This is a genomic window from Enterococcus sp. AZ084, from assembly GCF_051714905.1.
Taxonomy (GTDB): domain Bacteria; phylum Bacillota; class Bacilli; order Lactobacillales; family Enterococcaceae; genus Enterococcus_B; species Enterococcus_B pernyi.
This window is the reverse complement of sequence record NZ_JBIOSS010000001.1, coordinates 1,469,310-1,481,528: the sequence shown is the minus strand read 5'-3', so window position 1 is coordinate 1,481,528 and position 12,219 is coordinate 1,469,310. Positions and strand designations below refer to the sequence as shown.

Below are 12,219 nucleotides of genomic sequence, written 5' to 3'. Positions count from 1 at the left end.
GTTGGGAGGAGGCGTTTCTTTTTTATATGGTCGCTGAATAACCATTATCAAAGTTTGATGGTAAACATCGAGAGCGTTGATCATTTCAAGTCAAGACACTTTTAGCCCAACCTTATCGAAAAAAACAGGTTTTCTGTTGACTTGGAGTTTACTCCAGAGACTATACTAACTAATGAAGATACATAGCCAAATCGACAGGAGGTCTAGCAATGAAAAAACTTTATCTGATGCGTCATGGTCAAACCTTGTTCAATCAATTAGGGAAGATCCAAGGGGCTTGTGACTCTCCCTTGACAGAAGCTGGTATCAGACAAGCAGAGGTGGCAAGAGACTATTTTGAAACCAATCAAATCACCTTTGATGCCTATTATTCATCCACCCAAGAACGAGCTTCTGATACGCTAGAAATCATTATCGGACAAAAAGAATATCAGCGTTGCAAAGGGTTAAAAGAATGGAACTTTGGCCGATTTGAGGGAGAAAGTGAAGCGTTGAATCCTAAACGACCAATTGGCGAAACTTCCTATGGTGATTCATTTGTTCCTTATGGCGGTGAATCAGCAAAAGAACTCCAACAAAGAATGAACACGACCTTGATCGACATCATGGAAAAAGAGCACCAAAACGTTTTAGCAGTTAGCCATGGTGGGGCGATGTATTTATTCATTCAAAAATGGTTACCCTATGAACAAGTAGCCAAGCTAAAATTTTCAAATTGTTGTATTTTAGAATTTGCGTATAGCGATCGTCAATTTTCATTCATCCAGGCGATCAATCATCAATTTTAAGTTTTTTTGATAGATGAAGCAATAAACTCCGATACTAATAGCCCAAAGACTAAAAGAAGGATTCAGTCTTTAGGCTATTTCTTTTTACTACAACGCTTACTTCTTGTATTCCTTTAACAATCCTTTTTGGATCAGCTCTTGTTTTTCTTTCAAATTCAATAAATTATCTTGGTAGTTTTGCGTATACATCAAGGAGTACAAGGTATTCAAGACATAGTCAAAGGCAATTTGAGAAGAGAATGTAGCAACTTTCGCAAAATCATACTCTTCTTGGGACACGACCAACCGCATGGCTGCTTTCTTTGCCATTTCAGACTGTTCATTTCCTGTGATCAATAAACTAGGTGCGCCAATATGTGCCAGATAGGTAAGAATACGTTCGTAATGATGGATGCGTCCACTATAGCTAATAAAAATCCCGCAGTCATTTTCCGTCAAATTAGCCGCATTCCAGGACGAATCGCTATATTCTTCGGCTAAGATCAAGAACTTATTTAGTTTGACTAATTTGTTTTGGAACTTCCGGGCGGTTGTTTGCGAATCACCTTTTGCAAATAAGAAAATGCGCTCTGCTTTGTTTAAAACAGTCGCGATGGTTTCTAACGATTGATCTTCCATTTGAAATTGCGCTTTTTTGATAGCTTGAATGGATAGATCTGCCATTTTTTTGGCAATCATCTTCGCATCATCATCAACGGTAAAAGGAAAATTAGGATCGATGACTTGATTGAACTGAGCAACCAGTTGGTGGACTTCTCGTCCTAATTCAAAGCGAAATTCTTTAAAGCCGCTATAGCCGATTTTTTTACAGAATCGGATAATAGCGGAATGGGAGGTATAGGTCTCCTTTGCCAGCTCTTCAATCGTCATATAAACTGCTGCTTCCAAATTCATCCGCAGATAATCGGCGATCCGTTTTTCATTTGTAGTAAATGTTTCTTGTTGGGTTAATTTTTCTTCGATAAGCATCCATCACACACCTCCAAATCTATCTTACTGAATAACTAGAAAAATAACCACTTCTTTTTACAGTAGTCTAAGATTGAACATCTTTTTCAAAAATATCGTCATTCTTTCAATTTCTTTGAACATTTCTACCAAAAAAACTAGAATCGGTTTTCTTTTATCTATAGTGCGCTATACTCAAGAAAAGAAATCATTCGAAAGCAGGAGGAAACGACATGTTAACCATCGCATATTTAGGTAATGGCAAAAGTACCAATCGCTATCATTTGCCCTTCTCAAGAAGGCTACCTGACAAGATCAACGTCAAAAAAATCTACTCTCCATCAGCACCAATTTGGGAAACTTTTGATGAGATCGAATATACCGATCAGTTGTCTGATCTGTGGCATGATCCTGAGATCCAATTAGTAGTCATCACGACACCAAGCCAATTTCATGCAGAATACGCCAAACTTGCTTTGGAAAATGGCAAGAACGTGTTAGTCGAAAAACCTTTTGCAGAAACTTCAAAAGAAGCAAAAGAATTATTCGACTTAGCAGCGGAAAAAGGACTATTTATCCAATGTTATCAAAATCGCCGCTTTGATTCGGACTTTTTGACCGTCCAAAAAGTGATCGAAAGTGGGAAGCTTGGTGATATCTTAGAAGTGGAAATGCACTATGACTACTTCCGCCCAGAAATCCCAGAGAATACAAAAGAATTTTCAGTGGCAAATAGCTACCTGTATGGTCATGCCTGTCATACAGTAGATCAGGTCCTTTCTTATTTTGGTGAACCAGATGATATTCATTACGATGTCCGTCAATTACTAGGCACCGGTCGAATGAATGATTACTTTGACTTAGACTTTTACTACGGTCGAATGAAAGTTTCGATCAAATCAAGTTATTTCCGTATCAAAGAACGTCCTAGTTTTGTCGTCTATGGCAAAAAAGGGATGTTTGTCAAACAAACAAAAGACCGACAAGAAGAACACTTAAAAATGTTTTATATGCCTGAAAATGCGGACTTCGGGATTGATCAACCGGAACACTATGGTGTATTGACCTACATTGATGAAGAAGGAACGTATCATGAAGAGAAAGTTGTTTCTGAAGTCGGAGATTATCGCCGAGTGTACGAAGGAATCTATGAAACATTGATCAATGGTGCAGAAAAAATCGTAAAAGATGAAGAAACGTTATTACAAATGAACATATTAGAAACAGGTATCCAACAGATCGAAGAAGCAAAAACTGCATTTGAAAATTAAGGATGTTGTTACATCCAAAAGGGATACTTTTTTCCAAGTAATGAAAGAATCGAGCCGTAAATCAAAAGGATGATTTACGGTTTTTTCGTTTATTCTACCCACTGATTCACACAATGCAACAACAAATCCTCAAAGGGCAAACGCTAAATTTTCATTCGCCTTTTGCTTGATCTTCTGTTACTATTTAGTAAACAGTAAACAAGAGGTGAGTAAATGGCATCTATACGTGATATTGCAAAAATCGCTGGGGTTTCAGCAGCGAGTGTTTCCCGTATCCTGAATGAAGATCCCACATTTAGCATCAACGAACAAACGAGGATACGTGTGATTGAAATTGCCAATCAATTAAATTATTCTGTCGATAAAAATAAACGCGGCAGTCGAAGTTTAGGAGATGAAATGACGATTGCCTTGATCGTTCGACATCAAGAAGAAGCAGAATTAGATGATCCCTATTTTCGCAAAATCCGTGGTGGCATTGAAAAAGAAGCAGCAAAGTGGCGTTTTCGCACGATCCGTGCTTTCCATATGAGAGATGCCCATAAAGAATGGAAAGAGTTAGCGAAATATGGTGCGGTGATCATGATCAGTGAAATGACGATTGAAGCAACGAAAAAAATCGCTACGATCAATCCCAACTTGATCTTGGTCGATAACTACTCGAACTCTGAAGAATTTGACTGTATCCAAACCGATTTCCAACAAAAAACCGTGGAAGTATTAGAAGTTCTCTATAAGAAAGGCCATCGAAACATCGCATTTATCGGTGGCTACAGCAGTCAAGTAGCTGAAAACGGTGAAGTCCATAAAAACAAAGAGGAGATCCGGGCGGAATCTTACTTGAAATGGATGAAATTAAATGGCCTGCAACATTATGCCAATACCTATCAAGGAAACTGGAAACCTGAAGATGGCCTTCGTTTAGGTAAAGAGTTATTGGCGCAATCCTCACCGCCCACAGCAGTTATCGTCGCCAGTGATCCGATGGCAGTAGGTGTTTATAAAGCAATCAGTGAAGCAAATAAAAAAATCCCTGATGATATTGCTGTCGTGAGTTTTGATGATATCGAAATGGCTCAATTCATGACACCAAGCTTATCAAGTATTAAGGCAAACCCGGAAGAAATGGGGCGTTTAGCTGTACGCTTAGCGAAGGAACGCATGCTAAAAGAACGAACGATGCCGATCCGTGTGATCTGTCGCAGTGAACTCGTGTTACGAGACTCCATCGGACAGGACAGCGCGCTTTTAGATTAACTCATTTTACACATTTATCCCTTGAAAAAGTTCGAGAATCTCTCTTTCTCGAACTTTTTTTGTTTTCTCACTTGTGTAAACATTAAGTAAACAATTATACTCACCAAGTAAACGTTTGCACATATTAAATAAAAGGAGTTATCACACATGAAATTTGTCGATAAATTAGCTGAAAAAATGGTGCCCGCTGCAACGCTGATCGCAAATAATAAATATCTACTCAGTCTCCGAGATGGTTTTATGATGGCTTTTCCTGCAACAATGTTTGCTTCCATCATGATCATTATCCAAAATTTGCCAACAACATTTGGCTTCGCTACTTTTCTGCCAGAAGCATTCAATACCTTTTTAAATGAGTTCTTTGGACCTGTCGGCAATGCGACAATGAGTATTTCAGCACTTTTTATTGTATTTGGGATCGGTTATCAATTGGCTGGTCACTACAAACAACCACAAATCTTTGCTGGTGCCATTTCACTTTCTTGTTTCATCATGCTGTTACCGTTTGGGAGCGATGAAACCATGGGTACGTTTATTCCTTTATCGAAACTAGGTGCTGAAGGGATGTTCGTGGGTATCTTGACAGCGATCGTTGCTACAGAAATCTATAGTCGGATCAGTCGCTCAGGGTTTACGATCAAGATGCCAGAATCTGTACCGCCGATGATCGCTGAATCTTTCGTGGCAATCATCCCCGGAGCTGCTCCTTTGTTTTTATTCAACATCATCCGCTATCTATTTACTTTTACCACCTGGGGAAATGCAGTCGATTTCGTTTATCAGATGTTGCAACAACCTTTGATGGGACTTGGCGGAACTTTACCAGCTGTATTGATCGCTGTTTTCTTTACGCAACTTTTCTGGTGGTTCGGTATCCATGGCACGTTAGTCATCAATGCAGTGATTGATCCAATCATGGGTGCTTTAGCCATCGAAAACTTTGAAGCATATAAAAATGGCGCTGAGCAGTTGCCACATATCATCAATACGACCTTTATGGGGGTGTTCGTCAATCAAGGAATGCAACTTGGTATTTCGATCACGATGGCGTTCTTTATTGCTCGCTCCATCCGAATGAAGAAAACGATGAAAACGATCATGGCGCCAGCGATCTTTAATGTATCAGAACCAATGACTTTTGGACTGCCCGTCGTGCTGAACCCTATAGCATTCATCCCTTGGATTCTAGCGCCACTAGCTTCTACCACGATTTCATACTTTGCGATTTACTTGGGCTTCGTTCCTCGTCCAATCGGGGCAACAGTTGTCTGGACGACGCCGATTTTACTGTCAGGGTGGTTAGGAACTGGTTCGATCACCGGCGCACTTTTACAAATCGTAACAGTAGTTGTGATGACACTGATCTGGGTGCCTTTCTTAGTTGCGATGGACCGTGAATATTTGAAGGAAGAACGCCAACAACTGAAACAAGAAAAAGAAAACCAACTGATGGATGGAAAAATCACCATAGAAGAACAGTAGGGAGTGAACCGTATGCGGATCGATACCTTGAACTACCGAAAGAAAATACCGACACACCCCGCACATTTTTACCAAGTACTACTTGAAGAACAATTAAACTATTTTCACAGCAAGGACTCTTCAATTACCAAACTGACAGAAGGAGCAGCTGTCACGACTGCGCTTCAAACAAAACTAGGGCAAGCGACTGTCGAAAGTACGCTAACGATCCAACGTTTAGTCAAAGATGAACTACTTGAAATGACTACTGATTACTCCGGTGGAAAAATCATTCAAACCTACCAACTAAAACGTCAAGATGAGCAGCAGTTCACATTGCATTATTCTGAAAGAAATGAACTGGTTGATGCCAAAACGCAGCTGAGTTTGCTTTTTGTCCTGCCATTTTATAAACTCTTTTACAATCGTCAGTTAGCCAAAAGAGTCAATTATTTGATACAAAAGCTCTGATTTCTCCACAAACAAGGAATGGAGGAACAAAACGTCGTTCTCTTCATTCCTTGTCTGTTTTACTAACTAAAAATTAAGAGGTGTTGCCTTCCATGATTGAACAATTAAATAACCGCATATTTCACATCAATAATTCGCAAGTTAGCTTTATTCTCCATGTCATGCAAAATGGACAGATCGAGCAAATCTATTACGGGAAACCTTTACATGGCTTATCTGTTGAAGAAATCGACTACTTGGTCACAGATCAAAATAAATCTGCTGGAACAGTCAAGTTTTTTGAAGATGACCCGAATTTTACGTTAACTGATCATCCACAAGCATATCCTGTGTATGGTTCTTCTGATTTTAAAGAAGGCGCGATCGAACTTTCAAGTAACCAAACGCCTTACTACACAGATTTTCGCTTTGTTGAAGCAACGACAAAAAAAGGCAAGACAAGAAACTTGAATTGTCCGACCACTTATGGCAATGAGGAAGAAACAGAAACCCTCTCATTGCGATTAGTGGATCAGGAACGTCAGTTAGAACTAATACTTCATTACACCTTATTTTACGATTCCACCGCCATTGTACAAAGTCAGACGCTGATCAATCAATCTGAGGCAGATTTACAGATCCATCGCATGCTTTCAGGCGTCTTGAATCTTTCCACCAAAGCGTATGATTTCACTCATTTTTCAGGTGCTTGGTTAAAAGAACGGCATGAAAAGAAACGGCCGCTTGAACAAGGAGTCGTAGCGATTGGCTCACTAAAAGGTGCAAGTAGCCATCAGCATAATCCCTTTATCCGGCTAGAACATCAAAACTCGACGCTCGATCAAGGAGAGGTCTATGGAATGAATCTCGTTTATTCCGGTAATTTTCTCGCTCAAGCAGAAGTGGATGAATGGGACAAAACGCGAGTGATGATCGGTATCCATCCGACACAATTTACTTGGACATTAGCGCCTAAGGAAAGCTTTACGACACCCGAAGCAGTCTTGATGTATAGCGCTGCAGGTACGAATGGTCTTGCCAAACAATTGACACATTTTATCGAAAACTACCTGATTGATCGTCAATGGCAAGACACGCCACGACCAATCGTCTTCAACAACTGGGAAGCAACGTATTTCGATTTTACTGAGGAAAAACTCTTGTCCCTTGCGACCATTGGAAAAGAATTAGGGATGGAATGTTTTGTCTTAGATGATGGCTGGTTCGGCAAACGAAACAATGATCGTTCCTCATTAGGTGACTGGACGCCTGATAAGCAAAAATTCCCACACGGTTTGGCTTCCTTTGCAACAAAGCTCAAAAACATGGGTCTTCAATTCGGCATGTGGTTCGAGCCTGAAATGATCTCTCCTGATAGTCAGTTATTGGAAAAACATCCAGATTGGGTGGTGAAACATCCCTATTCACGTATCTCGGTGGGACGTGGACAATATGTGCTTGATTTTGCGAATCCGGCGGTTGTTGAAGGAATCTATGAGCAAATGGCAAAGATCATCGAAGAAACAAATTTAACTTATATCAAATGGGATATGAACCGCAATATCACTGAAGCCTATTCCGCTTATTTAGAAAAACAAGGGATGCATCAACAGGAGTTTTTCCATCGCTATGTCCAAGGCGTCTACACGCTTTACGGTAAATTATTGACCAGCTATCCTGATCTTTTGATTGAAGGTTGTGCTGGCGGGGGAGGGAGATATGATTTAGGTATCCTATTTTATAGTCCACAAATCTGGCCTAGTGATACCAGTGATGGGTTGGAACGATTAAGTATTCTTAGCGGAACATTAGCAGGATACCCCATTTCTAGCTTTAGTAATCATGTCTCTGCTTCTCCGAATCATCAAGTATTACGTGAGACTTCTTTATCATTCCGCCAAGATGTAGCCATGTTTGGGCCTTTAGGCTATGAATTAGACCTATTGACTTTGACAGAAGCAGAAAAACAACAGATCAGTAGCCGGATCACTTTTTACAAAGCCCATCGTCAGTTGCTGACTCACGGTGAATTTCTCCAGATCTTGCCAAATCATCCGTATGATAATGAAATTTGTTGGGGTGTGTTTAGTCACGATCGGTCAGAAGCAATCATTGGTTTTTATCAAAAATTAGGACGTGCAAATCCAGCTGCACAGGCATATTTACCACTTCCAGAATGCCTGAATAAGGATAGTTATTATCAAATCAATGAAAAAGAAACGATTAGCGGTCATTTCCTGATGAATGTCGGTCTGAAAAAACCACGTTTGTTCAATGGAGCCAACCATACCACTTACCAACTTGCAGGAGACTGTCAATCATTCATCTATCATCTGGTAGAAAGGAGGGAAATGAAGTGAAGACATATAATGACACACGTTTACTCCATGGTGGGGATTATAATCCGGAACAATGGTTGAATCACCCTGAAGTATTGAAAAAAGATTTTGAGTTGATGGATAAAGCACATGTCAATACTGTAACTGTCGGGATCTTTTCATGGAGTACATTAGAACCAGAAGAAGGGGTTTATCACTTTGACTGGTTGGATAAAGTGTTTGAAGAGATGCACAAACGTCAAGGGCGTGTGATCTTGGCCACACCAAGTGGCGGACGACCGCAATGGCTGAGTGAAAAATATCCAGAGGTGAATCGAACGAATGCAAAAGGACAAAAGCATCATCATGGTTTTCGCCATAACCATTGCTACACATCCCCAATTTATCGGGAGAAAGTCCAGCAAATCAATCGGCGTTTAGCTGAACGATATGGTGACCATCCGGCATTATTGCTGTGGCATATCAGTAATGAATACTCAGGAGAATGCTACTGTCCACTTTGTGCAGCCAAATGGCGTGAGTGGGTCAAAGCGAAATATCAAACCTTAGAAGCGGTGAATGACGCTTGGTGGATGACATTTTGGAGCAATGATTATTCCAGTTGGTCACAAGTTGTACCACCTTCGCCTCTTGGAGAACATAAAGTACATGGCATGGACTTAGACTGGAAACGATTTGTGACTGATCGGACGATCGATTTCTTTTTACATGAAATCGAACCGATCAGAGAACTCACACCAGCAATCCCAGTAACGACTAATTTTATGGCAGAAGGCCATGATCAACATGACTTTATTCCCCTGGAAGGACTTGATTATTCCCGATTTGCTGAAGTTGTAGATATCGTCAGTTGGGATAGCTACCCCGACTGGCATAACCCATACGAATCCTTACATGTGACCGCCATGAAATCAGCTTACGTCCACGATCAATATCGTTCATTGAAGAAACAACCGTTTCTCGTGATGGAATCGACGCCTAGTTACGTGAATTGGCACGCATTCAACAAGGCGAAGAAGCCAGGGATGCATCTGCTCAGTGGGATGCAACAACTGGCACATGGGTCAGATAGCACACTCTATTTTCAATGGCGGCAATCACTAGGGAATTCCGAAAAATTCCACGGGGCGGTGGTCGAACATGACAATTCAGAAAACAATCGAGTCTTCCAAGAAGTAGCGGCTTACGGAAAACGAGTAGACACTTTATCTTCGATCAAAGGCACACAAACAGAGGCAAAAGTCGCTATTTTATTTGACTGGGAAAGCAATTGGGCATTAAAGAGAGGCGGTGGTTTTGGTCGTCCAACTCGTCGTTATATCCAAACACTTCAAGAACATTACCGATTCTTTTGGGAAAGAGATATCGCTGTTGATATTTTGACGCCAAATCAAGACTTCTCTAATTATGCTTTAGTCGTTGCACCAATGCTCTATTTGATGCGGGAAGAAACAATGGTTGCACTCTCAGAGTATGTCAAAAATGGTGGTACGTTGATTGGTAGCTATTTTACCGGAATGGTCAATGAACACGATCGGTTACATCTTGGAGAATGGCCACAAGTATTGCAAACACTTTTTGGTGTCTTGCCAAAAGAGCTTGATACGCTTTATCCAGGTGAATACAATCAAATCCTTTACAAGGAACAAACGTATCAAACAAAAGACTACTGTGGTATCGTCAAAGAAACGACAGGGAAGGTGAGGGCTACTTACCAAAAGGACTTTTATACTGGTACACCAGCTTTAGTTGAAAATCGCTTAGGGAAAGGGACTGCTTATTATTTAGCGGCCCGTACCGATCTGGACTTTTTAGAAGTATTTTATCAACCAATCATCGAATCATTACAATTGCAACAAGGAATCATTAAGGCATCACATCCAAAAGTATCGATTCAATCGCGAACAGATGGGAAACAGAGCTATTACTTTCTAATGAATTTTTCTGAAGAGATGCAACAACTTGAGTTACTTGATCCTCACTTGGCTATCGAAACAAATCAAACGCTCACTGGTATACTAACGTTTGCACCTTACGAAGTGAAAATTCTAAGGAAAGACAATTAATACGAATGAATACGCCTTTATGTTTTGACAGTTATTTTATTCTTGTTGTAGGATAGAGACAGAGCAACAAGGAGGACGAGAACATGACAAATTATGATGGAGAAAAAGAAAAACGCTTAAGAGGGTCAATGGCGCCTAAAACAGATGATGAAGTTGCGTTAGCCGGAACTAATTCAGGTGAAACAACAAATAAAGAAGAGGCGTTAGCTGGGACCAACTCCGGTGAAGAAAAAGAAGTCGCGATGTCTGGTTCAAATGCTGTGGAAGAAGAGTCTGAGCATCCTACAAAGAAACATCATTTGAAGGAAGAACTAGATGAAGTGGTAGAAGAAGCGAAAGAAAAATTTGACGCTTTTAAAAGGAAACACAAAGAATAAGTAATCAAAAAAAGAACTTGTATCCACATGAGCCATGTTGAAGGCTTACGGATGCAAGTTCTTTTCTATTTTTTCAAAATAAGTCAAAAAAAGTTTTTTTCGGACCAGCCTTTCATTATAAACTATGATTGCTTATTGTATGTCTAAAGGAGGTGAAACATAGTGGTTGGTCAAACAGACATCATTCAATTATTGACAAAATATTTTATCAATAACACATCTATGATCATTGGTATCACAAGTTTTGTTATTGTTTTATGTGTTTTTATTTCTGTAAAAATGGTTGCACAACCTAAAATGGGGAAACCATCTAAACAAGCACTCGCCAAAAGTCGATATAAAAAGAGTAAGTAATCACTGGAACAAAGAGGAGTAGGGGGAAAAAGAAAATGGGCATGTACTGGGTTTTAACATTTATTGCGCAACAGCAGGAAAATTTTCCATCAGCTAGTCAAGCAGGTAAGCTTGCTGCTTTTCTTATGTCGTTTATTATTCAGTTTGGTTTTTCTGGCTTTTTTACGGTTTACTTACTTGTCGTAATTATTTGGCAAATATTCAAATATATTAAAAGAGTGACTCGTAAAGATCGCAGACACTTTAAAAAAGAAGTTGCGGCTTCTTATAAAGTCCAAGAAGAAAGAGTGAAGAGCAATATAGAAAAAGAAAAGGCCCGAGCAAGTAGACAAAGAGATGTCTTTGAGCCATGGCACCAGAATGAGGAGCAAGAAGATTGAGGGATTTTATACTGTATCAGTTTCATCGATTATTCAATACAAATACATATCGGGAAATGCTATTCCAACGAATCAACGAAGCTATCTATTCGACTTATCATGCTGCAAACTATCCTAAATATACTGGTGAGAATGAAATGGAGCGGTTAACTAACAAGCTCAAGCGCAGTGAAAGAAGAAAAAACTGGATACCTAAACTTGGGGATCCACTCTATAAAAAACCTTCTTCAAGAATTTATGTCGAAGATCTACAACTAAAAATTTCTCCTACTCGTTTGGAAGGAGATCCTAATTTTAGCTATCTCTCACGACAATCCAGTACCAATTCTTTACCTGATGATCATCAAGCTTATCAATCAACAAAACCTGAACCTATGTCTTTACGATCTAAAGTAACAAAACTTTCACCGCAAATGACTGCTTTAGTAAAAACAAATGATCTATCAATTAAAGGCTTGCCCACTTGTCGTAAAGAAATACCAAGAGTGAGAAGAACACAATCCGACTATGGACGTTATTGATTTTCTA

12 protein-coding genes are annotated in these 12,219 nt (G+C 39.8%); 11 read left to right on the top strand and 1 reads right to left on the bottom strand.

From position 1 onward, the window contains the following. The first annotated feature begins 209 nt into the window (after window positions 1–209). Window positions 210–788 carry a histidine phosphatase family protein gene (locus IGI79_RS06865; protein ID WP_438845769.1) on the top strand — a complete coding sequence of 193 codons (579 nt, stop codon included), beginning with the start codon at window positions 210–212 and terminating at the stop codon, window positions 786–788. 96 nt (window positions 789–884) lie between these two features. Here IGI79_RS06865 and IGI79_RS06860 read toward each other — a convergent pair whose 3' ends face one another. Further along, on the bottom strand, window positions 885–1,757 hold the full coding sequence (locus tag IGI79_RS06860) for a MurR/RpiR family transcriptional regulator (protein WP_438845768.1): 873 nt from the start codon (window positions 1,755–1,757) through the stop codon (window positions 885–887). Window positions 1,758–1,969: 212 nt separating this feature from the next. Between IGI79_RS06860 and IGI79_RS06855 the strand changes: the two genes are divergently transcribed. The 10 genes from IGI79_RS06855 (at window position 1,970) to IGI79_RS06810 (ending at window position 12,212) form a co-directional block, all read left to right on the top strand. Next, a complete protein-coding gene (locus tag IGI79_RS06855) occupies window positions 1,970–3,007 on the top strand; it encodes a Gfo/Idh/MocA family oxidoreductase (RefSeq protein WP_195273480.1) in 1,038 nt (345 codons plus the stop codon). A 213-nt stretch (window positions 3,008–3,220) separates the two neighbouring features. Next, a complete protein-coding gene (locus tag IGI79_RS06850) occupies window positions 3,221–4,264 on the top strand; it encodes a LacI family DNA-binding transcriptional regulator (protein ID WP_065095808.1) in 1,044 nt (347 codons plus the stop codon). A gap of 147 nt (window positions 4,265–4,411) precedes the next feature. Then, window positions 4,412–5,746 carry a PTS sugar transporter subunit IIC gene (locus IGI79_RS06845; RefSeq protein WP_065095807.1) on the top strand — a complete coding sequence of 445 codons (1,335 nt, stop codon included), beginning with the start codon at window positions 4,412–4,414 and terminating at the stop codon, window positions 5,744–5,746. A 12-nt stretch (window positions 5,747–5,758) separates the two neighbouring features. Beyond that, complete coding sequence (locus tag IGI79_RS06840) at window positions 5,759–6,196, top strand: DUF3284 domain-containing protein (protein ID WP_065095806.1); 438 nt, start codon at window positions 5,759–5,761, stop codon at window positions 6,194–6,196. 92 nt (window positions 6,197–6,288) lie between these two features. Then, window positions 6,289–8,535: an alpha-galactosidase gene (locus IGI79_RS06835; RefSeq protein WP_195273478.1), complete on the top strand. Its 2,247-nt coding sequence runs from the start codon at window positions 6,289–6,291 to the stop codon at window positions 8,533–8,535. After that, window positions 8,532–10,580: a beta-galactosidase gene (locus tag IGI79_RS06830; RefSeq protein WP_195273476.1), complete on the top strand. Its 2,049-nt coding sequence runs from the start codon at window positions 8,532–8,534 to the stop codon at window positions 10,578–10,580. The genes IGI79_RS06835 and IGI79_RS06830 overlap by 4 nt, the downstream gene beginning before the upstream one ends. 83 nt (window positions 10,581–10,663) lie before the next feature. Next, window positions 10,664–10,957, top strand: a complete 294-nt coding sequence (locus IGI79_RS06825) for an rRNA processing protein (RefSeq protein ID WP_065095803.1) — start codon at window positions 10,664–10,666, stop codon at window positions 10,955–10,957. Between the two features lie 162 nt (window positions 10,958–11,119). Then, entirely contained in the window at window positions 11,120–11,311 is a 192-nt protein-coding gene (locus tag IGI79_RS06820; RefSeq protein WP_065095802.1) for a hypothetical protein, read from the top strand. A gap of 35 nt (window positions 11,312–11,346) precedes the next feature. Beyond that, window positions 11,347–11,691 carry a hypothetical protein gene (locus IGI79_RS06815; protein ID WP_065095801.1) on the top strand — a complete coding sequence of 115 codons (345 nt, stop codon included), beginning with the start codon at window positions 11,347–11,349 and terminating at the stop codon, window positions 11,689–11,691. Beyond that, window positions 11,688–12,212 (top strand): hypothetical protein, encoded by a 525-nt coding sequence (locus IGI79_RS06810; protein ID WP_195273474.1) that lies wholly within the window; start codon window positions 11,688–11,690, stop codon window positions 12,210–12,212. Before IGI79_RS06815 ends, IGI79_RS06810 begins: the two co-directional genes overlap by 4 nt. Window positions 12,213–12,219 lie beyond the last annotated feature (7 nt).

What these genes read in the sequence shown, in the direction of transcription:
- IGI79_RS06865 (WP_438845769.1), top strand. Translation starts at nt 210, where the DNA reads ATGAAAAAACTTTATCTGATGCGTCATGGTCAAACCTTGTTCAATCAA.
- IGI79_RS06860 (WP_438845768.1), bottom strand. Translation starts at nt 1,757, where the DNA reads ATGCTTATCGAAGAAAAATTAACCCAACAAGAAACATTTACTACAAAT.
- IGI79_RS06855 (WP_195273480.1), top strand. Translation starts at nt 1,970, where the DNA reads ATGTTAACCATCGCATATTTAGGTAATGGCAAAAGTACCAATCGCTAT.
- IGI79_RS06850 (WP_065095808.1), top strand. Translation starts at nt 3,221, where the DNA reads ATGGCATCTATACGTGATATTGCAAAAATCGCTGGGGTTTCAGCAGCG.
- IGI79_RS06845 (WP_065095807.1), top strand. Translation starts at nt 4,412, where the DNA reads ATGAAATTTGTCGATAAATTAGCTGAAAAAATGGTGCCCGCTGCAACG.
- IGI79_RS06840 (WP_065095806.1), top strand. Translation starts at nt 5,759, where the DNA reads ATGCGGATCGATACCTTGAACTACCGAAAGAAAATACCGACACACCCC.
- IGI79_RS06835 (WP_195273478.1), top strand. Translation starts at nt 6,289, where the DNA reads ATGATTGAACAATTAAATAACCGCATATTTCACATCAATAATTCGCAA.
- IGI79_RS06825 (WP_065095803.1), top strand. Translation starts at nt 10,664, where the DNA reads ATGACAAATTATGATGGAGAAAAAGAAAAACGCTTAAGAGGGTCAATG.
- IGI79_RS06815 (WP_065095801.1), top strand. Translation starts at nt 11,347, where the DNA reads ATGGGCATGTACTGGGTTTTAACATTTATTGCGCAACAGCAGGAAAAT.